This window comes from Kitasatospora sp. RG8, from assembly GCF_017813315.1.
Lineage (GTDB): Bacteria > Actinomycetota > Actinomycetes > Streptomycetales > Streptomycetaceae > Kitasatospora.
Map to the genome: position 1 here is coordinate 106,676 of NZ_JAGIYX010000005.1, position 24,608 is coordinate 131,283.

Below are 24,608 nucleotides of genomic sequence, written 5' to 3' on the forward strand. Positions count from 1 at the left end.
CATGTCCCGACGCCCGGGCCGGGGGAAAAAGCGCGGGCGGGGCGGGACGGGCCGGTCGGCCCGCTCCGCCCCGCCCGGTCGTGCCGACGGGTGGTCAGCCCCTCAAGGCCGACGCGTCACTTCTTGACGTACTTGATCACCGGGTTCTCCGAGCTGGAGCTGCGGGCGAAGCCGAACAGCGAGCCGTCGGACTGCACCACGTACTCGGTGGAGCTGGCGTAGACGGAGTCGGCGGCCTTGTTCTGGGTGAGGTTGCCGAGCTCGCTCGCCGAACCGTCGGCCGGCGAGAGCGTCACCAGCTTGGAGTCCTTGTTGTAGCCCATGTCCAGCACGGCGCGGACCTTGCCGTCCTTGTCGGTGCCGGAGACCAGGCGGATGCCGTCGGTGGCGCCGCCGGTGGCCGACCAGAGCCGCTTGCCGCTGGTCAGGTCGTAGGCGTTGACGGCCGGCTTGGTGGGGTTGGTCTGGACGTACAGCGTCGTCCCGCTCACCACGCTCTGGGTGAACGCGTCGGCCTGGCCGGAGAGGCGCAGGCTGTCGGCGCCCGGCTCCTTGACCGACATCGGGTTCATCGGCTTGTTGCTCTTGTCGAACGGCAGGATGTAGTCGCCGTTCGGGCCGTTGGTGACCAGCAGGACGAGCGGCTGGTCCGAGACGACCTTGTCGACCCGCTCGATGCTGCCGGTCAGGGGGATCGGCGCGGAGCTGGTGGTCTTGCCGGTGTCCGCGTCGACCAGCACCAGCTGCGACTTGGTGGTGGTGTTGAGGCCGTAGCAGCGGTCGCTGACGGCGATCTGGGCGCCGGCCGCCTTGCCGTAGACGCTGCAGTCCTTCTCGCGCGGCTGGAACTGCCAGGCCGGCGAGCCGTCGCTGATGTTCACCGCGCCGACCATGTTGGCGCCGATGCCGATGACCTTCTCGGTGACGGTCAGGGTGGGCGAGGACATCCGGTCCTGGCTGACCTTGGCCGTCCAGAGCAGCTTGCCGGTGCTGACGTCGACCGCGCCGACGGTGGAGCAGTCGCTGTCACCGGTGTTGAGCGCGACCGCGGCGATGTGCTTGGAGTTCACCCCGTACGAGGCGGCGCAGAACTCCTTGCTGCCGGCCGGCGGGGCGATCGTCCACAGCTCCTTGCCGTCGGCCGAGTTGAGGCCGCGGATGCCGGAGCTGTCGGCGCGCACGATGGTCTTGTCGGCGCCCCAGATGCCGAGCATCTGCGAGCCGCTCGCCGCGTTGGCCGGCTTGGCGGCGGTCCAGGCGAGGTTGTAGGCGCCGGCCTTGCCGCCACCGGTCGTGCCGCCGGTGGTGGGGTCGGTGGTGGTACCGCCGGAGGTGCCGCCGGTGACACCGCCCGCGGTGCTGCTGGTGCCGCCGTTGTCGGCGGTGGGGGTCTTCGGGTCGTCGGGGTTGTCGGTGAACAGCACGATCAGGCCGGCGACGATGGCGATCGCCAGCACGCCGCCGATGATGCCGCCCCAGAGCATCACCGGGTTGCGCTGCTTGGGCGCCGTCGGCACCGGCGCGCCCGGGTAGCTGTACCCGGCCTGCTGCTGCTGGTAGGCGTAGCCGCCGTCGGCGGCCGGCGGGGCGGTGTAGCCGTACTGCTGTCCGGCGCCGGTGCCGCCGAACGAGGGCTGGCCCGGGGCCGGGTCGTACGGGCCGACCGGCGCGCCCGCCGGGGGCTGGGGCGTGCCCTGCGCGGGGAAGGCAGCGGCGGTGGGCGCGTAGGCGTAGTCACTGCCCGGTGCCGGCGGCTGGGCCGGGGGCTGGCCGGGAGGCGCGGCCGGCGCGGCCGGTGCGGCCTGGCCGGGGATCGGTGCCCCGTCGAGCTGTGTCATCTGGTCCGCCACGGCGGCCGGGTCCGGTGCTCCGCCGGGCGTGCGCCCCAGCGAGACTCCCCGGTTGTCCTGGTGTCCGCCGCCGGACGAGTCGCCTGCCCCCGGCGTAGGGTGATCCCCTGCCATCTGATTCCCCGTCATGTCTGAAAGCGTCCCCCGGCCGGGTCACGTCCGAGGCCGGTGGGACGGGTGAGATTGGGCACCATCGTACGGGTGGCCCGTTTTGGCCCTGCTTCAGGAGCCCCGAACCCCGCGCGCCGCGCCCCTGAGCTGCCGCGTGTCCCGCCGCCCCCGTTCCGCCCGCGCCCCGGCGTGTCGCCGCCGGGCCCCCTCCGGGCGCAGCCCGGCCCGGCCCGTCGCACTCCCGGCCGCCCCCGCGCCGCCGCGGACCGCACCCCTTCCGACGCCCCCGCGCCGCCGCGGACCGCACCCCTTCCGACGCCCCCGCGCCGCCTCCCCGTCACCCGCTGTTCCGCCCGCGTCGCCGGTCGCCGCACCCCCGACCCCCTTCAGGGCCTACGCTTCAGGAGTTGGAGGGAGCGCCCGGCGGAGGGGTTCCCTCGCCCTTGGGAGGGTGGATCATGTCGACGGACACACCGGGCTCGCAGTCCTCGCTGCACCGGGCGAACCTGGAGCGCGTGCTCCGGGCGGTACGGATGGCCGGCTCGCTGACCCAGGCCGAGATCGCCCGCGGCACCGGGCTCTCCGCGGCCACCGTGTCCAACATCGTCCGGGAGCTCAAGGAGAGCGGCACCGTCGTGGTCGCCGACACCTCCTCCGGCGGCCGCCGTGCCCGCAGCGTCTCGCTCAGCGGTGACGCCGGCATCGTGGTGGGCATCGATTTCGGCCACACCCACCTCCGGGTCGCCGTCGGCAACCTCGCGCACCGGGTGCTCGCCGAGGAGAGCGCGCCGATCGACGTGGACGTCTCCGCGGCCCAGGGCTTCGACCGCGCCGAGGCGCTGGTCGAGCGGCTCCTGGCCCAGGCCGGCTTCCGCCCGGACAAGGTGATCGGGGTGGGCCTGGGCGTCCCCGGCCCGATCGACGTGGAGACCGGCGCGCTCGGCTCCACCGCGATCCTGCCCGGCTGGACGGGCATCGCCCCCGGCCGCGAGCTGGCCGCCCGTCTCGGCATGCCGGTGCACGTGGACAACGACGCGAACCTGGGCGCGCTGGGCGAGCTGGTCTGGGGCGCGGGCCGCGGCCTGAGCGACCTCGCCTACATCAAGGTGGCCAGCGGCGTCGGCGCCGGCCTGGTGGTCAACGGCCAGATCTACCGAGGCCCGGGCGGCACCGCCGGTGAGATCGGGCACATCACCCTGGACGAGGCGGGCCCGGTCTGCCGCTGCGGCAACAGGGGCTGCCTGGAGACCTTCGTCGGCTCCCGCTACCTGCTGGGCCTGCTCTCCACCACCCTCGGCCCGGACCTCACGCTGCCCCGGCTGGTCGAGCTGGCGCACCAGGGCGACCTGGGCTGCCGCCGGGTCATCGCCGACGCGGGCCGGCAGATCGGCACCGGGGTCGCCACCCTCTGCAACCTGCTCAACCCCCGCCGGGTGATCCTCGGCGGCGACCTCGCCGACGCCGGCGAGCTGGTGCTGGCCCCGATCCGCGACTCGGTGGCCCGCTACGCCATCCCGAGCGCGGCCCGCCAGCTGTCGGTGGTGCCGGGCACACTGGGCGGCCGGGCCGAGGTGCTGGGCGCGCTGGCGCTGGTGATGAGCGAGATGGACGACTCCAGCGCGCTGGGCCGGTCCGTACAGGCGTCCGTCGCCCGACCGTGAGTGCCCGGCCAGAGGGACGTCCGAGGCCGTCGGCGCACCCGTACCGGCGGTTACCGGCCGATGGTGGCGGGCACCCCGCTCGGCGTCCGGTAGGCGGACATTAGACTCGACCGGTCGGCACCGACCGAGACAGTCGGACCGCGCCGGCACACCGGGCAGCGACGCCCGTCGGACCGCCCGCGGTCCGCGACTTTGAACGAGGAGGAACGGGTGGCCCTGCTGACCCGCATTCGGGGACCGCGCGATCTCGACAAGCTCACTCCCGGACAGCTGGCCACCCTGGCCGAGGAGATCCGGACCTTCCTGGTGACGGAGGTCTCCAAGACGGGCGGCCACCTCGGCCCGAACCTCGGCGTCGTGGAGCTGACCGTCGCGCTGCACCGGGTGTTCGACTCGCCGCGCGACCGCATCATCTTCGACACCGGCCACCAGAGCTACGTGCACAAGCTGCTCACCGGCCGCCAGGACTTCTCCCGGCTGAAGATGAAGGGCGGCCTCTCCGGCTACCCGTCCCGGGCCGAGTCCGAGCACGACGTGATCGAGAACTCGCACGCCTCCACCGTGCTCTCGTACGCGGACGGCCTGGCCAAGGCCAACCGGATCCAGGGCAAGAACGACCCGGTCGTGGCCGTGATCGGCGACGGCGCGCTCACCGGCGGCATGGCCTGGGAGGCGCTCAACAACATCGCCGACGCCAAGGACCTGCCGGTCGTCATCGTCGTCAACGACAACGAGCGCTCCTACTCGCCGACCATCGGCGGCCTGGCCAACCACCTCGCGACGCTGCGCACCACCCAGGGCTACGAGCGCTTCCTGTCCTGGGGCAAGGACGCGCTGCAGCGCACCCCGGTGGTCGGCCAGCAGCTGTTCGAGACCCTGCACGGTGCCAAGAAGGGCCTCAAGGACTTCATCGCCCCGCAGGGCATGTTCGAGGACCTCGGCCTCAAGTACATCGGCCCGATCGACGGCCACGACCTCACCGCGCTGGAGTCGGCCTTCACCAAGGCGCGCGGCTTCGGCGGGCCGGTGATCGTGCACTGCCTGACCGAGAAGGGCCGCGGCTACCACGCCGCCGAGAACAACGAGGAGGACCGCTTCCACGCGGTCGGCGTGATCCACCCGGACACCGGCCTGCCGGTCAAGAGCTCGGGCAAGGACTGGACGTCCGTCTTCGGCGAGGAGATGGTCGCGCTCGGCCACGAGCGCGAGGACATCGTCGCCATCACCGCCGCGATGCTCCACCCCGTCGGCCTGGCCCCGTTCGCGAAGGCCTTCCCCGACCGCATCTTCGACGTCGGCATCGCCGAGCAGCACGCCGTCACCAGCGCGGCCGGCCTGGCCACCAACGGGCTGCACCCGGTCTTCGCGGTCTACGCCACCTTCCTGAACCGCGCGTTCGACCAGGTCCTGATGGACGTCGCCCTCCACAGGCTCGGGGTCACGTTCGTCCTGGACCGGGCCGGTGTCACCGGCACCGACGGCGCCTCGCACAACGGCATGTGGGACATGTCGATCCTCCAGGTCATCCCCGGCCTGCGGCTGGCCGCCCCGCGCGACGCCGACCAGGTGCGCGCCCAGCTGCGCGAGGCCGTCGAGGTCAAGGACGCCCCCACGGTGGTCCGCTACTCCAAGGGCACGGTCGGCCCCGCCGTCGCCGCGGTGGGCCGGATCGGCGGCATGGACGTGCTGCGGGAGGCCCCCGAGGCCGCGGAGCAGGCCGACGGCCGCCGCGCCGACGTGCTGATCGTCTCGGTCGGTGCGATGGCCCCCACCAGCCTGGAGGTGGCCGACCTGCTGGCCGCCCAGGGCATCACCGCCACCGTGGTGGACCCGCGCTGGGTCAAGCCGGTGGACGAGGCCCTGCCGGGCCTGGCCGCCGAGCACCGGGCGGTCGTCACGATCGAGGACAACGGCCGGGTCGGCGGCGTCGGCGCCGCGGTCGCGCAGGCGCTGCGCGACGCCGAGGTGGACGTCCCGCTGCGCGACTTCGGCATCCCGCAGGAGTTCCTGGACCACGCCTCGCGGGGCGAGATCCTCGCCGAGATCGGCCTCAACGCCCCGGACATCGCCCGCCAGGTGACCGCGCTGGTCGCCCGGCTCGCCAAGCTGGACGTGGCCACCGTCGAGGCCTGAGACCGGCCCCGGCACCCCCGGCCCGCCCCGCGGCGCCCGTTTGCGACAAGTCCGCAACAGTTCGCCCGGGGCAGGCTGATAATCGCAAGGAAAGGCGGGACCGGCGCTGCCCGCGCCGATCCCGCCCGGTAGGTTGTCATCCGTGCCGACCCCCACCCGATCCCGCCTCGCCGGGCTAGCCGAGCGCCTGCCCGACCACGTCCGTACTGGATATTGGACGAGGCTGGTGCCGGTGCTGGCCCTGGTGGCGCTCGCCACCCACATCCCCTCGTTCGTCCGGCCGGTCTGGAGCCCCGACGAGGGCTTCCTGGCCACCCAGGCCCGGATGCTGGCCGACGGGGGCGTGCTCTACGACACCGTGGTCGACCGCAAGCCGCCGCTGCTGCCCTGGCTCTACCAGGCCTGCTTCGCCGTCTTCGGCTCGGCCTCGCTCTGGCCGCTGCGCACCCTGGCGGTCGTCGCGCACCTGGGCACCGCCGTCCTGCTGGCCTCGATCGCCCGCGGCCGCTGGGGCAACCGGGCGGGCGCCGGTGCGGGCCTGCTGTACCTGCTGGTCTCCATCGGGCTCTCCCCGGAGGACACCCAGGCGGCCACCTTCGAGGTCTTCATGCTGCCCGCCATGGTGGCGGCCTTCCGGTACGCCGAGCGGCGCCGCTGGCTGGCCGCCGGGATCGCGGTGGCACTCTGCTCGCTGACCAAGCAGACCGGCGGCGCGGTGCTGCTGCCGGTGCTCTGGATGCTGTTCCAGGACGCCCGCCGGCGCGGCGTCCGGTGGCCGCCGGCCCTGTTCAAGATCGGCTTCGGGTTCACCCTGCCGATAGCGCTGGTCGCGGTGATCCTCACCAAGCCCAAGGGCTTCCTGTTCTGGGTGGTCACCGGCAGCGGCGACTACGCCTCGTTCGGCGGTGCCTGGCTGCAGATGACCGGCCGGGCGCTCGGCAACTCGGCGATCCTGGCCGGGGCCGGCCTGGGCTTCCTGCTGCCGGTCGGCCGACGGCTCTGGCTGAAGTACCGCCACCGCCCGCTCCCGGTCGCCGGGGAGGAGCACGGTTCCACCGCCGACCTCTGGGTCTGGCTGCTCTCCTCGGTGGTCGCGGTCAGCGTCGGCTTCCACTTCTTCGGCCACTACTACCTCCAGCTGATCCCCCCGCTGGTACTGCTCGGCACCGGCGCGGTGGCCACCTCGGCGGTCCGCTGGAAGCCCGTCCTGGTGTACACGACGGCCGCCGCCACCGTGTTCTGGGCGCTGGCGCTGGCCTGGCCCGGCGAGCGGCTCAACCAGACCACCGAGGTCGCCACCGCGGTCGCCGCGCAGACCACGCCGAAGGACACCGTGCTGGTCTGGGGCATGCACCCGGAGCTGTACTGGCTGGCCGACCGCAAGCCGGCCACCCGCTACCTGACGGCCGGGTTCCTGACCAACTACAGCGGCGGCAAGGACAGCAGCCCCAACGTCGGCGAGAAGTACAGCGTCAGCGACGCCTGGCAGACCTTCGACAAGGAGCTGCTCGCCAACGGCCTCCCGGAGGTCGTGGTGGACGACTCGGGCCTGGCTCCGTACCAGCCGACCCAGATCCCGCGGATCGAGAACCTGCTGGACACCCACTACGAGATGGTCGGCGTCTTCGCTGACACCGTGGTCTACCGCCTCAAGCGCTGAGGCCCGCCGACCGGGCCCGGCCCCGGCCGGACGGCCAGCACCGGCTGCACGGCCCGCCCGCGGACACGCAGGAGCCCCGGTGACCTCCACGGTCACCGGGGCTCCTGCGTCACTGCCTAGGCGGGCACGGAGGCCACGCCCGGGGCGAGGAAGCGCTTGCCGTTCACCCGCTCCGAGACGCCCTCACGGTCCAGGTACGGGGTGATCCCGCCCAGGTGGAAGGGCCAGCCGGCGCCGGTGATCATGCAGAGGTCGATGTCCTGCGCCTCGCCGACGACACCCTCCTCCAGCATCAGGCCGATCTCCTGCGCGACGGCCTCCAGGGAGCGGTTGAGCACCTGCTCCTCGGTCAGCACGGTGTCGCCGAACGCGAGCAGCTCCAGCACCTCGGGGTCGAGGACCTGCTTGCCGTCCACCCAGGTGTAGAAGCCGCGCTTGCCGGCCTTGACCACCTTGCCGAGGTTCTCCGAGACGGCGAACCGCTCGGGGAAGGCCCCGTGCAGGGTCTCCGAGACGTGCAGCGCGATGGCCGGGCCGACCAGCTCCAGCAGCATGATCGGGGACATCGGCAGGCCGAGCGGCTCGACGCCCTTCTCGACCGTGGCGATCGGGGTGCCCTCGTCGATGATGGTCTGGATCTCGCCCATGAAGCGGGTCAGGATCCGGTTCACCACGAACGCCGGGGCGTCCTTGCACAGCACCGCGGTCTTCTTCAGCTTCTTCGAGACGCCGAAGGCGGTGGCCAGCGAGGCGTCGTCGGTCTGCTCGCCGCGGACGATCTCCAGCAGCGGCAGGATCGCGACCGGGTTGAAGAAGTGGAAGCCGACGACCCGCTCGGGGTGCTTCAGCTTGGAGGCCATCTCGGTGACCGACAGGGAGGAGGTGTTGGTCGCCAGCACACAGGTCGGCGAGACCACGTTCTCCAGGTCGGCGAAGACGGTCTGCTTGACGCCCATCTCCTCGAACACGGCCTCGATCACGAAGTCCGCGTCGCCGAAGCCGGCCGCCTTGTCGAGCGAGCCGGTGACCAGGCCCTTGAGGCGGTTGGCCTTGTCGTTGCCGATCCGGCCCTTGGCGAGCAGCTTGTCGATCTCGGCGTGGACGTAGCCGACGCCCTTGTCGATGCGCTCCTGGTCGATGTCGGTGAGGACCACCGGCACCTCCAGACGGCGGGCGAACAGCAGCGCCAGCTGCGAGGCCATCAGGCCGGCGCCGACGACGCCGACCTTGGTGACCGGGCGGGCCAGCGACTTGTCCGGGGCACCGAACGGGCGCTTGGCCCGGCGCTGCACCAGGTTGAAGGCGTAGATGCCGCTGCGCAGCTCGCCGCTCATGATGAGGTCGGCCAGGGCCGCGTCCTCGGCGTCGAAGCCGGCCTGGAGGTCCTGGTCCTTGACCTGCTGGATGATGTCCAGCGCCTTGTAGGCGGCCGGCGCGGCGCCGTGCACCTTGGCGTCGGCGACCAGGCGGCCCCAGGCGACGGCGTCGTCCCAGGCCTTGCCGCGGTCGATCTCCTCGCGCTCGACGACGACGTCGCCCTTGAGCACCTTGGCGGCCCAGAGCAGCGACTGCTCCAGGAAGTCGGCCGGCTCGAAGATCGCGTCGGCGATGCCGAGCTCGAAGACGTCCTTGCCCTTGAGCTGCTTGTTCTGGCTCATCGAGTTCTCGATGATGACCTTGATCGCCTTCGAGGGGCCGATCAGGTTCGGCAGGATGGTGCAGCCGCCCCAGCCGGGGACGAGGCCCAGGAAGACCTCGGGCAGCGAGAACGCCGGAACGCCCGCGCTGACGGTGCGGTAGGTGGCGTGCAGGCCGACCTCGACGCCGCCGCCCATCGCCGCGCCGTTGTAGAAGGCGAAGGAGGGGACGGGCAGCGCGGCGATCCGCTTGAAGACGTCGTGACCGCCCTTGCCGATGGCGAGCGCGTCGGCGTGCTCCTTGAGGATCTCGACGCCCTTGAGGTCGGCGCCGACCGCGAAGATGAACGGCTTGCCGGTGATCGCGACACCGACGATCTTGCCCTCGGCGGCCTCGGCCTCGACCTGGTCCAGCGCGACGGACAGCTTCAGCAGCGAGCCCGGGCCGAAGGTGGTCGGCTTGGTGTGGTCGAAGCCGTTGTCCAGGGTGATCAGGGCCAGCTTGCCGGCCTGGAGCGGCAGGTCCAGGTGGCGCACGTGCGCGGTCGTGACGACCTCGCCCGGGAACAGGGCGGCGCCGTGCTGGAGCAGTTCAGTCGTGGTGCTCATGGTCACTTACCACCCTCGAAGTGGGGGTTCTCCCAGATGATGGTGCCGCCCATGCCGAAGCCGATGCACATCGTGGTGAGGCCGTAGCGGACGTCCGGGCGCTGCTCGAAGCGGCGGGCCAGCTGGTTCATCAGGCGCACGCCGGAGGAGGCCAGCGGGTGGCCGAAGGCGATCGCGCCGCCGAACGGGTTGACCCGCTCGTCGTCGTCCGCGATGCCGTAGTGGTCCAGGAAGGCCAGCACCTGGACGGCGAAGGCCTCGTTGACCTCGAAGGCCTGGATGTCGTCGATCGTGAGACCGGCCTTGGCGAGCGCCTTCTCGGTGGCCGGCACCGGGCCGATGCCCATGACCTCGGGCTCGACGCCCGCGAAGGCGTAGGAGACCATGCGCATCTTGACCGGGAGGCCGAGCTCCTCGGCGACGTCCTCGGCGGCCAGCAGCGACGCGGTGGCGCCGTCGTTCAGGCCGGCCGAGTTGCCCGCGGTGATGTTGCCGTGCGGGCGGAACGGGGTCTTGAGGCCCGCCAGGTTCTCCATCGTGGTGCCCGGGCGCAGCGGCTCGTCCACGGTGGCCAGGCCCCAGCCGGTCTCGCCGACCTCGGGGTTGGTGTTGCGGATCGAGATCGGCACCAGGTCCGGCTGGATGTCGCCGTTGGCGTACGCCTTGGCGGCCTTCTCCTGCGAGCGCACGGCGTAGGCGTCGCAGCGCTCCTTGGTGATGTGCGGGAACCGGTCGTGCAGGTTCTCCGCGGTCATGCCCATGAACAGGGCGGACTCGTCGACGAGCTTCTCGGAGACGAAGCGCGGGTTCGGGTCGACGCCCTCGCCCATCGGGTGGCGGCCCATGTGCTCGACGCCGCCGGCCACGGCGATGTCGTACGCGCCGAAGGCGATGCCGCTGGCGGTCGCGGTGACGGCGGTCAGCGCGCCGGCGCACATGCGGTCGATCGAGTAGCCCGGGACGGACTTCGGCAGCCCGGCCAGCAGGGCGGCGGTGCGGCCGATCGTCAGACCCTGGTCGCCGATCTGCGTGGTGGCCGCGACGGCGACCTCGTCGATCCGCTCGACGGGCAGGTTGGGGTTACGGCGCACGAGCTCCCGGATGCACTTGACGACGAGGTCGTCGGCGCGCGTCTCGTGGTAGATGCCCTTCGGGCCGGCCTTGCCGAACGGGGTGCGGACGCCATCGACGAAGACGACGTCCCTCGCGGTACGAGGCACGGGGGCTCTCCTCCCAGGGACCAACAGATTGAGGTGGGCAGGCTGCCGCCGTCCGTCGCAGAGAGGACGTGAGCGGCGCCGCTTCCCCGCCATGCTACCCGCCGGTAACCAACCTGCCCAGGCCCGGCGGCCCGATCACCGCGTGTGTCCCGCGACACGTCCCCCGTCCGGGTACGACGAAGGGGACGCCGACGTCGGACGGCGTCCCCTTTCGTGTCGTGCCTCCCGGTCTCCCGGCGGCACCGCGTCAGTCCTGCTCCACCGCGGCCTTGGCGAAGGCGGCGGCGACCACCGGTGCGACCAGGTCGACCTGCCACTGCCGGGCGCCGAGCCGGCGCAGCGCGGCGGCCACGTTCTCGGCGCTCGCCTCGGCCGGCGGCTCCCAGGAGACCCGGCGGACGAGGTCCGGGGTGATCAGGTTCTCGGCCGGCAGGTTCCGCGCCTCCGCCAGCTCGCTCACCGCGGCCCGCGCCCCGGAGAGCCGGGCGGCCGCGACCGGGTCCTTCTCGGCCCAGGCGCGCGGCGGCGGCGGGCCGTCGTGCGGCGCGGAGGCCGGCGGCAACTGGTTCTCCGGGACCTCCCGGCCGCGCTGCACGGCCGCCAGCCACTGCTCCAGCTGGCGGCGGTGGACGCGCGGCCCGAAGCCCTGGACGGCCTGCAGGGCGGCGACGTTGAGCGGCATGGCGAGCGCGGCGTTGACGATCGCGGCGTCCGGCAGCACCCGGCCCGGCGAGACGTCCCGCTCCTGCGCCAGCCGGTCCCGGGTGAGCCAGAGTTCGCGCACCACGGCGAGCTGGCGGCGACGGCGGACCTTGTGCAGCTGCGAGGTGCGGCGCCAGGGGTCGGTGCGCGGCGCCGGGCGGGGCGCGGCGACGATCGCGGCGAACTCCTCCAGCGCCCAGCCGAGCTTGCCCTGGGCGTCCAGCTCCTGTTCGAGTGCGTCGCGCAGCTCGACCAGCACCTCGACGTCCAGGGCGGCGTAGCGCAGCCACGGCTCGGGCAGCGGACGGGTGGACCAGTCGACCGCCGAGTGCTCCTTGGCCAGGCTCAGCCCGAGCACGCTCTCGGTCATCGGCCCGAGGCCGACCCGGGCGAAGCCGGCGATCCGGCCGGCCAGCTCGGTGTCGAAGAGGCGCTGGGGGCGCATGCCGACCTCGGCCAGGCAGGGCAGGTCCTGGGTGGCCGCGTGGACCACCCATTCGGTGTCCGCGAGGGCCGCGCCCAGCCCGCTGAGGTCGGGGCAGGCGATCGGGTCGATCAGCGCGGTACCGGCGCCCGCGCGGCGGAGCTGGATGAGGTACGCCCGCTGGCCGTAGCGGTAGCCGGAGGCCCGCTCGGCATCGACGGCGACCGGCCCGGTACCCGCGGCGAAGGCGGCGACGACGGCGGCCAGCGCCCGCTCGTCCGCCACGACTGGCGGGATCCCCTCCTTCGGTTCGAGGAGCGGGACCGGGGCTGCTTCTTCTGGGATGGCTGCTACGGCGTCGGTCACTCACCAAGGGTACGACGGACCTCGCTACCGGGAGTGTTGTCGGACTGGTCAGACCGGGTCGGTGAATATGACAGCGCCGTCACCCGGCCGCCTCCCGGGGGCCGTGCCGCTCGGGAGGTGACGGCCCGCTCACCGTGACGACTGTGCGCAAGCCGCTGCGGCGGCCCAGGAGGAACGTTCCTCCTGGGCCGCCGCAGCGGCCCCACGACGGGTCAGTGAATGATGCCGGTGCGCAGCGCGACCGCGACCATGCCGGCCCGGTCGCCGGTGCCCAGCTTGCGGGCGATGCGGGCGAGGTGGCTCTTCACGGTGAGCGCGGAGAGGCCCATCGCGACGCCGATCGCCTTGTTGGACTGGCCCTCGGCGACCAGGCGCAGCACCTCGACCTCGCGGCCGGAGAGCTCCCGGTACGCGGCCTGCTGGGCTCCGGGTGCGCCAGGAGCTCCGGGCGCACCCGGAGCACCGGCCGCACCCGGCACGCCCGGCATGCCGGGGCGGCGCATCCGGCCGGCCAGGCCGCCGGCACCGATCGGCAGTCCGGGGCGGCCGGGCATGGCGACGTTGGTCCGGGTTCCGGTGACCACGTAGCCCTTGACGCCGCCGGCCAGCGCGCTGCGGACCGCGCCGATGTCGTCGGCGGCCGAGAGGGCCAGGCCGTTTGGCCAGCCCGCGGCGCGGGTCTCGGCCAGGATGGTCAGCCCGGAGCCGTCCGGGAGGTGGACGTCGGCGACGCAGATGTCGCGCGGGGTGGAGACCCGGGGGCGGGCCTCGGCGATCGAGGACACCTCGATCACGTCACGGACGCCGAGCGCCCAGAGGTGCCGGGTGACGGTGTTTCGGACACGGGGATCGGCGATGACCACCATGGCGGTGGGCTTGGTCGGGCGGTAGGCGACCACGTTTGCGGGGTGCTCAAGAAGGACCGACACCAGGCCTCCTGCGGGGAGTGGCGGACGGAACCCCGATGGGGGCGGTCGGAGTGTTCCGCGTTTGGAAAGGGTCACAGTCTGCTTCGGCAGCAACCGTGCCCGGCTTTAGCGAAAGATCACGATCTAGTGAGTAACAATACGGACAAATCGCGCAGACGACTGATGCGACATGCCTCGAATTCGCACAAAAATCGATCAGATTCATCGCAGATCGGTCGGTTTTGACCGGGCATTGACGCAGAGCGGGTCTGAAGTCACACTCCGTCAGCCCTGGGGGTGGCGTCGGACGTGCCGGGGCCGACCGGCCCGGACGCCACTCGTCAGTGCGAACGCGGGCGCCGGCGGGCGGGCATCGGGACCACCCCGCCGAGTGACGGGGCGTCGGGCGCCTGCTGCTGCGCCGGGGCGGCCGGCGGCAGGCCGGCGCTGATGCAGAGCAGGTCCCCCCAGGCCGCGAGGTGCCGTTCGAAGCGGCCGTCGGCCGGCGTCCAGGACGCCCGGATCTCGATCTCGGTGGACGACGGGCGGTCCGCCAGCGCGCCGAAGTACTGCGAGGCGCACCTGGTCACCGTCCCGGACGGTTCCGCGTACCCGGCGCCGTGCGCCTGCAGGGCGTCCAGCAGCCAGGCCCAGCCGACCTCGGAGAGCATCGGGTCGCCGGCCATCTCCGGCTCCAGCTCCGCCCGGGTCATGGTCACCACGCGGAAGTCGCCGTTCCAGGCCTCCTGCCCGGCCGGGTCGTACAGCAGCACCAGCCGGCCGTCGGCCAGCTCCTCGCCGTCCACCTCCACCGAGGCGGTCAGCGCGAAGGCGTGCGGGGCGAGCCGGCGCGGCGCCGGGGCGGAGGAGAGTTCGAGCTCGGGGCGCAGCCGCGCCTCCGTCAGCGCCTCGACCGCGGCCCGGAACTCGCTCGGCGCCGCCTCCCGATTCGTTCCGCCACCTGTTCCGCCACCCTGTGCGGGGTGCCCGCCGACCGCTGCCATGACCCGAAGACTAGGTCGAAAACCCGGGTAATCGCCGTAACTTCCGCCTGTGCGGCGTGCCGGGACCGGCAAACCGGGCAGATCTTGGAGGAACCGACGAGCCTGCCCGGGGAGTCCGGTCCGGAGCGCGTGCGAAGATTTGAACCGTGAGCGAGACAACGGCAGACACCGCGGCAGCCCCCCAGGCCGGCGCCGCCCCCGGTCAGCAGTCCCCCGCGCGCCGCGGCGCCGCGCACGACTCCGCGTTCCTGCGGGCGTGCCGGCACGAGCCGGTGCCGCACACCCCGGTGTGGTTCATGCGCCAGGCGGGCCGCTCGCTGCCCGAGTACCTGAAGGTCCGCGAGGGCATCCCCATGCTGGAGTCCTGCATGCGGCCCGAGCTGGTCAAGGAGATCACCCTCCAGCCGGTGCGCCGGCACAAGGTGGACGCGGCGATCTTCTTCAGCGACATCGTGGTGCCGCTCAAGGCCATCGGCATCGACGTCGACATCAAGCCCGGCATCGGCCCCGTGATCGCCGACCCGATCCGCACCGCCGAGGACCTCCAGCGGCTCCGCCCGCTGGAGCCCGACGACGTCCCCTACATCACCGAGGCGGTCGGCCTGCTCGTCGACGAGCTCGGCTCCACCCCGTTGATCGGCTTCGCCGGCGCCCCCTACACGCTCGCCAGCTACCTGGTCGAGGGCGGCCCGTCCAAGAACCACGAGAACACCAAGGCCATGATGTACGGGCAGCCCGAGCTGTGGGCCGCCCTGGTCGACCGGCTCGCCGACATCACCTCGGCCTTCCTCAAGGTGCAGATCGAGGCCGGCGCCTCCGCCGTCCAGCTGTTCGACTCCTGGGTCGGCTCGCTCGCCCCGGACGACTACCGCCGCTCCGTGATGCCGGCCAGCACCAAGGTGTTCGACGCCGTCGCCGGCTACGGCGTGCCGCGGATCCACTTCGGCGTCGGCACCGGCGAGCTGCTCGGCCTGATGGGCCAGGCGGGCGCCGACATCGTCGGCGTCGACTGGCGGGTGCCGCTGAACGTCGCCGCCGAGCGGGTCGGCCCGGGCAAGGGGCTCCAGGGCAACCTCGACCCGGCCGTGCTCTTCGCGCCCACCAAGGCCGTCGAGACCAAGGCCCGCGAGGTGCTCCACGCCGCCCAGGCGCTCGGCACCAGCGGCCACATCTTCAACCTCGGCCACGGCGTGCTGCCCAGCATGGACCCGGACGCGCTCAGCCGGCTGGTCGCGTTCGTCCACGAGGCCAGCGCGCGCTGACCCCGGCGCCGTCCGCCACGGGCGGCGGACGTCACGGCCACGGGCCGCACGGCGGCGGGCCCCCTTCCGCGGGAGGGGGCCCGCCGCCGTGCGGCCGCTCAGTCCTCCTGCGGTTCCCGTTCCTCCTCCGGTTCCGGCCGGTGCGGCAGGTGGGCCGGGACCGGCGGCACCACGGGGGCCGGCCCGGGCGACCGGCGCCGGCGGACCAGCCAGAACACCAGCGCGGCCGGGCCCAGCACCAGCAGGAACGGCGTCACCGCGGCGATCGCCACGGCGACCGCCCGGACGATCGTGACCAGCGCGTTCCAGCCGCCGCCCAGCGCCGAGCCGACCGACGCCCAGAACCCCTCGTCCTTCCCCTTGTCCGGCGCCCCGGCGGGGACGGGACCGGCCTCGCGCCGCACGTCGAGGGTGACGGTGGAGAGGGAGGTCCGGGCCGACAGCTCCTTCAGCTGCTTCTGCAGCGACTCCAGGTCCGCCTCGCGGCGGCTCAATTCGCCCTCCAGACTGGTGATCTCGCCCAGCGTCTTCGCCTGGGCCATCAGCGCCCGCACCCGGTCCACGCTCGCCTGCTGGGTCTGCACCCGGCTCGACACGTCCGCCACCTGCTGGGTCAGGTCGTCCGCCTGGCTCCTGCGCGACAGCACCTCGCCGAGCGCGGAGAGCTGCTCCAGGGTCTGCTGGAAGGTCGCGGACGGCACCTTGACGGTGATCTGGCCGCTCTGCCCGGCGGCGTCCTCGCCCCCGCCGCTCACCGTCTCGGCGCTGACGTAGCCGCCGGCGGAGGCCGCCAGCCCGCGTGCCTTCGTGAGCGCCGCGGCGACGTCCTTCGTCCGCACCGACAGCTGCGCCGTGTACGCGATCAGCCGGGTGTCGGCGACCGTCACGGAGCCCGGCTGCCCCGCCCCGCCGGTGGCCGGCGACCCGGGCTTCGCGGTGGCCGAAGGCGGTGCGGGCGCGGCCCCGCCCACTGCGGGCGCGCCTGCCGCGGCCCCGTCCGCCGCCGGGGCTGGCGCGTCCTGCTTGGCCACTGCCGCCGCACCGTCCTCGCCCCGCCCGGAGCCGGCGCCGCACCCCCCGGCCAACACCGCGGCCGCGAGCGCCGCGGCCGCCACCCCCGCTCGGTACCCCGCCCCGCGCCGTCCTCGCACCACGATCGAGCCCTCCCCAAGTCCCTTGTCCGGCGCCGCGATCCGGGCGTCCGGACCATTGGACGGAGAAGACGGCCGGCCGGACCCGCCCGGGAGATCGCAAGTCGGTCACGGCTCGGCGGCGGCCCGGACAAGGCGCTACCCGGCCTGCCCCGCCGTCACCACGACACCCGCCCGCCGCAGCAGCGCCGCCGTCACCCCGTCGCCGGCCCGCAGCGTCCCGCCGAAGCTCCCGTCGTAGACCTGCCCGCACCCGCACGACGGACTGCGCGCCATCAGCAACGCCCGCCGCGCCCCGGCCGCCTCGGCGGCGGCCAACGCCTGCCGCGCCCCGTCCAGGAACGCCTCCGTGCAGTCCGCCCCCGTCGCGTCCACCACCCGGGCCCGTCCGTCCAGCACGTCCGCGCCGTCGCCGCCGACGATCTCCGCCGCGGGCCGCGGCGTCGCCAGCCCGCCGGCAACCTCCGGACAGACCACCACCGCCCGCCCGTCCTCGACCAGCCCGACCGCCGCCTCCGACGTCCTCGCCCGTCCGTCGTACCGGCACGGCACCCCGGCCAGGCACGCGCTCACCAGGACGGGCTCCGCCGCGTCGAGCTGCCGCCGCCGCACCCGGACCTCGGGCCCGTGGCCGCGCTCGGGCAGGACGGCGACGGTGACCACCTCGTCGTCCTCGCCGACGGCGGGGGAGCCGAGGACCCGGCAGGGGACGCCGACCGCCGCCGGGTACGGGAAGCCGGCGTCGAACTGCTCCTCGGACAGGGTGCCGGTCCCGAACATCACGATCTTGTCGACCACCGCCCACTGCCGCCCGTCCACGTCCGTGAACCGGACCTCCACGATGTACGGCCAGTCGCTGTCGTCAACGCAGCGGACCGCCTCACCCTGCAGATACATCCGAGCCCCTTCGCCGGTCGCCCCAGACGCTACCTTGGGCCCATGAGCGAGCTGCCGGGCTGGATGTACCCGCCCCGGGACGAGGGGTGGATCGCCGAGGACCTCGACCACCTGCCGCAGGCGCCGCGGCACACCGAACTGATCGACGGAGCACTGGTCTTCCGGCTGCCCCCGCAGCGTTGGTGGCACGGTGAGCTCGTCACCGACCTGGTCGTCGCGTTGCGGGCCCAGATCCCGCCGGGCAGTCGTGCGGGACGGGAGATGACGATCAAGCTGGACCGGCGGAACCGGCCGGAGCCCGACGTGCTCGTCACCACCGCCGAGTACGACCCCGAGCGAACTCAGTTCACGCCCGACGAGGTCTCGCTCGTCGTCGAGGTGGTCTCCCCGGAGTCCGCGCACCGCGACCGCACCGTCAAGGTGCGCAAGTACGCCGAGGCCGGCATCCCGCACTACTGGGTGATCGAGGACGAGGACGGGCGGCCGGTCGTGCACGCCTACGAGCTCGACGCCGCCACCTCGTCCTACGCCCCCGCCGGGATCTTCCGGGGGCGGCTGCAGCGGCCCGTGCCGTTCCCCGTGGACATCGACCTCGACGCGCTCGTGCCGGCGGCGAAGCGCCCGGGCGGGCGGACTGAGGCGGGGATGTAAGGACCTGCGAGACTGCGGACATGGCGCAAGCACAGGTCGTGGTGATCGGTGGCGGTATCGCGGGGCTGGCCGCTGCCGCGTTTCTCAGCGGGGCGGCAGGCGGGCCCGCGCGGGCCCGGGTGACGCTGTTGGAGGCGTCCGAGCGGCTCGGCGGGAAGCTGTCGGGCGGCGAGGTCGGCGGGGTCCCGGTGGACCTCGGGGCCGAGTCGATGCTGGCCCGGCGGCCGGAGGCGGTCGAGCTGGCGCGGGCGGTCGGGCTGGGCGCGGAGCTGGAGCCGCCGACCACCGCCAAGGCCGCGATCTGGACGCGCGGCGCCCTGCGGCCGCTGCCGGGCGGGCAGGTGATGGGCGTCCCCGGTGACCTGGAGGCGCTCGCGAAGTCCGGGGTGCTGACCGCCGAGGGGCTGGAACGGGCCCGGCACGAAGGCACCGGCGAGGGTGTCGCGGACGACGTCGCGATCGGGCGCTACGTCGCCGACCGGCTCGGCCGCGAGGTGGTGGACCGGCTGGTCGAGCCGCTGCTGGGCGGCGTCTACGCCGGGCACGCGGACGAGATCTCGCTGCGCGCCGCCGTGCCGCAGCTGCTGGCGATCGCCCGTGGCGGCGGCTCGCTGGTCGAGGGCGTGCACGAGCTGGCCACCCGGCCGCAGACCGTCTCGACCCCCGTCTTCCAGGGCCTGCGCGGCGGTATCGGCACCCTGCCCGTGGCGGTCGCCGCGGCCTGTGCCGACGCCGGCGTCGAGCTGCGGACCCGGACCGCCGTGGCGGAGCTGCGGCGCACCGCCGACGGCTGGCGAGTGGTGACCGGCGACGGCGCGACGCTGCACGCGGACGCCGTGGTGCTGGCCGTGCCCGCGCCCGCCGCCGCCCGGCTGCTGCGCACAGACGCGCCGGGGGCGGCCGCCGAGCTCGACGGCGTCGAGTACGCGGGGATGGCGCTGGTCACCCTGGCGTTCCGGCGGGCCGACCTGCCGGAGCCGCCGGCCGGCAGCGGATTCCTGGTGCCGCCGGTGGACGGCCGCCGGATCAAGGCGTCCACCTTCTCCTCCAACAAGTGGGGCTGGTTGGAGCGTTCGGCCCCGGACACCTTCATGCTGCGGACCTCGCTGGGGCGGTTGCACGAGGAGCAGGCGTTGGACCTGTCGGACGAGGAGCTGGTGGCGCAGTCGCTGGCCGACCTGGGCGAGGCGATCGGCCTGACCGCCCGGCCGTACGACACCGCCGTCACCCGCTGGCGGGCCGGCCTGCCGCAGTACCCGGTCGGCCACCTCGACCGGGTGGCGCGGATCCGGGCGGCGGCCGGCCGGGTGGGCGGGCTGGCGCTCTGCGGGGCCGCGTACGACGGGGTGGGCATCCCGGCGTGCATCGCGAGCGCGCGGACGGCCGTCGACGCGCTCGACAAAGTGTTGACCCCGCTGACCGGGGAGAACGTCACGGAGAGGACAATGGGCGCATGACTGAGACCGTTGAGCAGCAGCCGGAGCAGCAGCCCGAGAAGAAGAAGGCGCGCGACCTGAACCAGGTCATCCGCTACACCATGTGGTCGGTGTTCAAGCTCAAGGGCGCGCTGCCCGAGGACCGCACCGCGCTGGCCGCCGAGGTGGACGAGCTGTTCGCCCAGCTCGCCGCGAAGGACGTCACGGTGCGCGGCACCTACGACGTGTCCGGTCTGCGGGCGGACGCCGACATCCTGGTCTGGTGGCACGCGGAGGACTCGGACGACCTCCAGGAGGCGTACAACCGCTTCCGCCGCACCGCTCTGGGCCGTGAGCTGGAGCCCGTCTGGTCGAACATGGCGCTGCACCGCCCGGCCGAGTTCAACAAGTCGCACATCCCGGCGTTCCTCGCCGACGAGCGCCCGCGCGACTACGTCTGCGTCTACCCGTTCGTCCGCTCCTACGAGTGGTACCTGCTGCCGGACGCCGAGCGGCGCGCGATGCTCGCCGAGCACGGCCAGATGGCGCGCGGCTACCCGGACGTGCGGGCCAACACGGTGGCCTCGTTCGCGCTCGGCGACTACGAGTGGCTGCTCGCCTTCGAGGCGGACGAGCTGCACCGGATCGTCGACCTGATGCGCGACCTGCGCCCGTCCCGCGCCCGGCTGCACGTCCGCGAGGAGGTGCCGTTCTTCACCGGCCGCCGCAAGCCGGTGAGCGAGCTGCTGGCCGGCCTGGTCTGAGCCCGGCCGAGCGAGGGCCGGTTCCCCCGGGAAGGGGGAGCCGGCCCTCGGCGCTTCCGGTGACCCGGCGAGTCCCGTGACCCCGGCGTGTCCGGTGACCCCCCGGCGTTTGCGGCGGTCCTCAGGGGCGCTCGCCCGCGAACTCGCGCAGGACCGCGGTGTAGTGGGTGCCGAGGTCGATCCGGGTGATCCGGTCCAGCCGGAACTTCACCGGCTCGTCGTACCAGCGCGCCTCGGTGTCGACCCGGTGCAGGCGCAGCGACTTCGGGCGCACGCCGGTCACGGCGCCGACCCAGCAGACGTCCGGTGCGCTCTCCTCGGTGTGCAGCGCGATGAGCCCGTACGCCCGGCTCGCCGCCTCGGCCAGGCCCGGCAGGTCGTCCAGCGGCAGGTCGCCGGCCGGCGGGCGGACCGGCCAGTCGCCGCGCCGGCGCAGCGCGCGGACGGTCAGCCCGTCCTCGTCGCCGATCCGGCGGACCTTGCGCAGGTCGGCGGTGCGGACGGCCGTCCAGCCGTCGAGGCGGTGGTCGGTGCAGTTGGCGAGCAGGGTCCAGACCGGGCCGGTGCCGACGACGAAGCCCTCCAGGCGGTCGGCGCCCGGCAGCGAGCGGCGCAGCCGGACCAGCCCGCCGTCCCGTACGGCCAGGTCGAGGGCGGGGACGGGCGAGGCGGGGCCCGGGGTTCGCTTCATGCCGCGAGTCTGCCGGGGGAGGCCGGGCGGCGCACCGGGTTTCCGGTCAGTGCCGGTGGCGCAGGGCCGCGCGCAGGCGCGGGTCCGGGACGGCGGCGGGGCCGATCATGGCGACGGCGGTGAGCAGTTCGCGCTCGTCGTCGTCGCCGAGGCCGTGCTGGCGGGGCGGACGGACCTCGCGCAGGACCTCCTGGCCGACGGGGGAGGCCCAGCGGGTGTACGGGTAGACGTCGACCCGGGCCATCAGCAGGGTGCCCGCGGTGAGGACCAGGGGCAGCGAGAACCAGGCGAGCGGCGCCAGCGCGTCACCGTCCGAGAGGCCGCCGACGGCCACGGCGCCGGCCATCAGGGCCAGCGAGAGCAGCAGCGCGTGCCGGACCTGCCGGATCACCAGGACGGTGCTCTGCTGGACCGGTGCCGGGGTGGCCAGGCCGGTCAGGGCGAGCCGGCCGCCGATCTCCAGCACGGTCGGGTGGGCGGCCATCGCCCGGCGCAGGTCGTCGGTGCGGCACTGGCCGTCCGGGCCGACGGTGGTGATGACGGCCCGCTCCAGCCGGCTGCGGCCCCTCGGGTCGACCACGGTGGTCCAGCCGGTGTGGGCGAGGTGCAGCCGGCCCCGGGAGGCCATCAGGACGAGTGCCAGTTCGACCACCCGGTCCGGTCCGCCCGCCAGGTACGCCGTCTCGTACAGGCCGATCCCGACCGCCTCGGGCGGTCGGGGGCCCTCCTGGTCGGCGAGCGCGTCGGCGGTGGCGGCCATCCGGACCAGCCGGATGCAGGAGAGCACCGCGGCGGCGCAGGCCGGGATCAGGAAGAGCAACCACATGGGCTTGTTGTAGACCCGCCTTCACTCCGGGCGGAACGGATTCCCGGACCGCGATACCGAACTGTGACTCGGGAGGCCGGTGGGAGTTCGAGGCCGGACCCTACGAGCTGCAGGAGCTGCCTCCGCCGCAGCTGGAACCGCAGCTGGAGGAGGACGAGGAGCCGCAGCTGCTGGAGCTGGAGCCGCAACCGGACGAAGAGGACGAGCCACAGCTGCCGGAGGAGGAGCCGCAGCCCGAACCGGAGGAGGAGCCACAGCCCGAACCGGAGGAGCCGGAGTCGGACGAGGCGCCGCACCAGGTGGCCGGGTTGGAGGAGGAGCCGGAGGAGGACGACGCCGTGGAGGAGGCCATGCCGGCGGCCACCCTGGCGGCCTCCTCCTCGGCCGCCGCGGCGGCGAGCATCGCCTCCTGGAGCTCCGCGTCCTCCAGCCCGGACGCGGCCAGCCCGCCGAGCGCGATCGCGCCGAGCAGCGCGGCGCCGGTCGCCAGGGGTGTCACGGCGTCGGCTGGCGTCCACGGCTTGCCGGTGTCCATCAGGGCGAGCTGGCGGCGTCCGGCGGGCGTGATCCGGCCCTTGAGCGGCCAGGAGACGATCACTGACGCCAGTCCGACGATCAGCAGGACCGCCGGGATCCAGAGCGCCGGGCGGTCCGCTTCGCCGTTGTCCAGGACGTAGGCGAGGACGGTGCTCAGCACCACGACCAGCAGGGCCAGCCAGAGCGGTCGGCGCGCCACCTTGGCCCGGCGCAGCAGGACGGGGTTGCGCAGCAGCCCGCGGTGGGCGAGCCCGTCGCCCAGCTTCTGGACGGCGGCCGAGCGCATCACCGCGCGCCGCAGCGGGGCCAGCTCGCGCTGCCCGGTCGGGCCGAGCGCCTCGATGATCGCCTCTTCGACGGAGTCGTACGGCCGGCCGCCGGTCAGCGTGACCAGGCCGTCCCGGTTGACGACGACCCGGCCCGACTGGTGCATCCGGACGAACGCGGTGTCGAAGACCCGGCCGGGCCCGCCGGAGAGGAAGGCGGTGTCGAGCAGCGGCAGCCCGCGCCCGGGCAGGCCCTTGGCCTGCGGGACCCTCTGGGCCGCCTGCTTGGTCTGCGGTGCGTAGAGCGCGGCGGCGACCAGCAGGACGGCTGGTACGAGGAAGTACGTGTTGTGCCACATGGGCGGATTCCCCCGGATGGTGAACGAAGCGGAGAGCGGGTCAGTGGTGCCGGCGGGCGGGCAGCAGCGCCCGGCGCAGGCGGGTGAGCGGGCCGGGCACCGGCTCCGGGGCGGGGCCGCGGAGCCACAGCTCCAGGGCCCGCCGCTGTTCCGGGCCGAGCCCCTCCCCGGGGCCGTAGGCCGAGGTGTTGGCCAGCGCCCACGCGGCGAAGGCGCGGGCGTCGGCGCGGTACCCGCCGGTCTGCGGGTGGCGGCGCGCGAAGGCGAGGAACAGCGGCCCGTACTGCGGCCCGAGCAGCCGGGGCAGCTCCGGGGCCACCTTGGCCGCGGTGTCCCTGCGCTTGTGGGCCAGGCCCAGTGCCTGGGCGTGGACCTGGGCCTCGTCGAAGCCCGGCGGGACCGGCCCGCCCGCCACCAGGGCGGCCAGCAGGGCCTCCTGGCGCTCGGCCAGTCGGGCGCGGGCGGCGGCGAGCTCGCTGTCCTCCGGTGTCGTCACGGTCGCCGGGCCCCTTCCAGCACGCGCCGGACGGCGTCCAGTTCGGCGGCCAGCTCCCCGGGCGGCGGGAAGTTCGCGTCCCGCTCCAGCAGGACGCCGGGCGGCGCGACCCGCGCGCACAGCTCGGCCAGCACCTCCAGCACCGGCTCGGTGACGGGGTGCGCGTGCGTGTCGTGCCAGACGCCGTCGACCAGCCGCCCGCCCGCCACGTGGACGTAGGCGAGCGCCTCCAGCGGCAGGCGGTCCAGCTCGGCGGCCGGGTCCACGCCGAGGTTGACCCGGTTGGTGTGCAGGTTGGCGACGTCGATCAGCAGCCGGACACCGGTCCGCTCGACCAGCTCGGCGAGGAACTGCCCCTCGGTCAGCTCGTCGTCCGGCCAGGCCAGCTGGGCGGCGATGTTCTCCAGTGCCAGCGGCACCGGCAGCTGGTCCTGCGCGATCCGGACGTTCTCGGCGATCACCGCGAGAGCGTCGCGCGAGCGCGGTACCGGCAGCAGGTGCCCGGCCTCCAGGCCGCCGGCCCGGACGAACGCCAGGTGCTCGGTGACCAGTGGCGAGCCGAGCGCGTCGGCGGTCTCGGCGAGCCTGGCGAGGCGGGCCGGGTCGGGCCGGTCGGCGCCGCCCAGGCCGAGCGAGACGCCGTGCGGGACCACGGTGACGCCGCGCTCCCGCAGGATCCGCAGCGACTCCGGCAGGTGGCCGGCGCAGACGTTCTCCGCGACCACCTCGACCCAGTCCAGGCCCGGCTGGCGCTCGACCACGATGTCGATCTCGCTGCGCCAGCCGAGGCCGACGCCGAGCGTGCCGACCTGCGCGGAGGTGGCCGCGGAGGTGGCCGTGGCGGTGGCCGTGGCGGCGGTGACCCGGTCGGGTGTGGTGCCCTTGACGGGCGCTTTCACGGCAGGGGAGGTCATCGGTGCGCCCCCTTCGGAGGGCTGGGTGGGAAGCCGTCGGCCGGCGCGGGCGTCGTCGCCAGGGCGGGACCGGGCTGTGTTGCTGAGGGTGTCC

At 73.9% G+C, this 24,608-nt stretch carries 18 protein-coding genes and 1 pseudogene; 7 read left to right on the forward strand and 12 right to left on the reverse strand.

The window, feature by feature from the left end; translation table 11 throughout:
- Positions 1-116: 116 nt before the first annotated feature.
- Entirely contained in the window at positions 117-1,838 is a 1,722-nt protein-coding gene (locus J5Y04_RS10340; RefSeq protein ID WP_209411659.1) for a PQQ-binding-like beta-propeller repeat protein, read from the reverse strand.
- A 581-nt stretch (positions 1,839-2,419) separates the two neighbouring features.
- Between J5Y04_RS10340 and J5Y04_RS10345 the strand changes: the two genes are divergently transcribed.
- The 3 genes from J5Y04_RS10345 (at position 2,420) to J5Y04_RS10355 (ending at position 7,415) form a co-directional block, all read left to right on the forward strand.
- The gene (locus J5Y04_RS10345; protein ID WP_209411660.1) at positions 2,420-3,622 is read left to right on the forward strand and encodes an ROK family transcriptional regulator; all 1,203 of its coding nucleotides are present in this window, start codon (positions 2,420-2,422) and stop codon (positions 3,620-3,622) included.
- A 210-nt stretch (positions 3,623-3,832) separates the two neighbouring features.
- The gene (dxs, locus tag J5Y04_RS10350; RefSeq protein WP_209411661.1) at positions 3,833-5,755 is read left to right on the forward strand and encodes a 1-deoxy-D-xylulose-5-phosphate synthase; all 1,923 of its coding nucleotides are present in this window, start codon (positions 3,833-3,835) and stop codon (positions 5,753-5,755) included.
- Positions 5,756-5,981: 226 nt separating this feature from the next.
- Entirely contained in the window at positions 5,982-7,415 is a 1,434-nt protein-coding gene (locus J5Y04_RS10355; protein WP_307853041.1) for a glycosyltransferase family 39 protein, read from the forward strand.
- Positions 7,416-7,531: 116 nt separating this feature from the next.
- Here J5Y04_RS10355 and J5Y04_RS10360 read toward each other — a convergent pair whose 3' ends face one another.
- From J5Y04_RS10360 to J5Y04_RS10380, 5 genes are all read right to left on the reverse strand, one after another.
- Entirely contained in the window at positions 7,532-9,661 is a 2,130-nt protein-coding gene (locus J5Y04_RS10360) for a 3-hydroxyacyl-CoA dehydrogenase NAD-binding domain-containing protein (RefSeq protein ID WP_209411663.1), read from the reverse strand.
- 2 nt (positions 9,662-9,663) lie between these two features.
- Complete coding sequence (locus J5Y04_RS10365) at positions 9,664-10,881, reverse strand: acetyl-CoA C-acyltransferase (protein WP_209411664.1); 1,218 nt, start codon at positions 10,879-10,881, stop codon at positions 9,664-9,666.
- 247 nt (positions 10,882-11,128) lie between these two features.
- Positions 11,129-12,373 (reverse strand): ribonuclease D, encoded by a 1,245-nt coding sequence (locus J5Y04_RS10370; protein ID WP_209411665.1) that lies wholly within the window; start codon positions 12,371-12,373, stop codon positions 11,129-11,131.
- Positions 12,374-12,585: 212 nt separating this feature from the next.
- Complete coding sequence (locus J5Y04_RS10375; protein ID WP_148642571.1) at positions 12,586-13,302, reverse strand: response regulator transcription factor; 717 nt, start codon at positions 13,300-13,302, stop codon at positions 12,586-12,588.
- A 320-nt stretch (positions 13,303-13,622) separates the two neighbouring features.
- Positions 13,623-14,285 (reverse strand): DUF3000 domain-containing protein, encoded by a 663-nt coding sequence (locus tag J5Y04_RS10380; RefSeq protein ID WP_209411666.1) that lies wholly within the window; start codon positions 14,283-14,285, stop codon positions 13,623-13,625.
- A gap of 248 nt (positions 14,286-14,533) precedes the next feature.
- Here J5Y04_RS10380 and hemE point away from each other — a divergent pair, with 248 nt between their 5' ends.
- A complete protein-coding gene (gene hemE, locus J5Y04_RS10385) occupies positions 14,534-15,547 on the forward strand; it encodes a uroporphyrinogen decarboxylase (protein WP_241003167.1) in 1,014 nt (337 codons plus the stop codon).
- A gap of 98 nt (positions 15,548-15,645) precedes the next feature.
- On the opposite strand, the gene J5Y04_RS10390 is transcribed toward hemE, so the two are convergent.
- Both J5Y04_RS10390 and J5Y04_RS10395 read right to left on the reverse strand, forming a co-directional pair.
- Entirely contained in the window at positions 15,646-16,434 is a 789-nt protein-coding gene (locus tag J5Y04_RS10390) for a DUF4349 domain-containing protein (protein WP_307853042.1), read from the reverse strand.
- Between the two features lie 402 nt (positions 16,435-16,836).
- Entirely contained in the window at positions 16,837-17,310 is a 474-nt protein-coding gene (locus J5Y04_RS10395) for a DUF523 domain-containing protein (RefSeq protein ID WP_307853062.1), read from the reverse strand.
- Between the two features lie 327 nt (positions 17,311-17,637).
- Between J5Y04_RS10395 and J5Y04_RS10400 the strand changes: the two genes are divergently transcribed.
- The 3 genes from J5Y04_RS10400 to hemQ are packed head-to-tail and all read left to right on the forward strand — an operon-like array spanning position 17,638 to position 20,425.
- Positions 17,638-18,246, forward strand: a complete 609-nt coding sequence (locus tag J5Y04_RS10400) for a Uma2 family endonuclease (RefSeq protein ID WP_209411667.1) — start codon at positions 17,638-17,640, stop codon at positions 18,244-18,246.
- Positions 18,247-18,266: 20 nt separating this feature from the next.
- Positions 18,267-19,703: a protoporphyrinogen oxidase gene (gene hemG / locus J5Y04_RS10405; RefSeq protein WP_209411668.1), complete on the forward strand. Its 1,437-nt coding sequence runs from the start codon at positions 18,267-18,269 to the stop codon at positions 19,701-19,703.
- The gene (hemQ, locus tag J5Y04_RS10410) at positions 19,700-20,425 is read left to right on the forward strand and encodes a hydrogen peroxide-dependent heme synthase (RefSeq protein ID WP_209411669.1); all 726 of its coding nucleotides are present in this window, start codon (positions 19,700-19,702) and stop codon (positions 20,423-20,425) included. The genes hemG and hemQ overlap by 4 nt, the downstream gene beginning before the upstream one ends.
- Before the next feature lie 121 nt (positions 20,426-20,546).
- On the opposite strand, the gene J5Y04_RS10415 is transcribed toward hemQ, so the two are convergent.
- The 4 genes and pseudogenes from J5Y04_RS10415 to J5Y04_RS10435 form a co-directional block, all read right to left on the reverse strand.
- On the reverse strand, positions 20,547-21,116 hold the full coding sequence (locus J5Y04_RS10415) for a hypothetical protein (protein WP_209411670.1): 570 nt from the start codon (positions 21,114-21,116) through the stop codon (positions 20,547-20,549).
- A 46-nt stretch (positions 21,117-21,162) separates the two neighbouring features.
- Positions 21,163-21,942 (reverse strand): TIGR04222 domain-containing membrane protein, encoded by a 780-nt coding sequence (locus J5Y04_RS10420; protein ID WP_209411671.1) that lies wholly within the window; start codon positions 21,940-21,942, stop codon positions 21,163-21,165.
- Positions 21,943-22,042: 100 nt separating this feature from the next.
- Complete coding sequence (locus tag J5Y04_RS10425) at positions 22,043-23,104, reverse strand: TIGR04222 domain-containing membrane protein (protein WP_209411672.1); 1,062 nt, start codon at positions 23,102-23,104, stop codon at positions 22,043-22,045.
- A gap of 40 nt (positions 23,105-23,144) precedes the next feature.
- Positions 23,145-24,514, reverse strand: a pseudogene (locus tag J5Y04_RS10435) (DUF692 domain-containing protein).
- Positions 24,515-24,608: the final 94 nt, after the last annotated feature.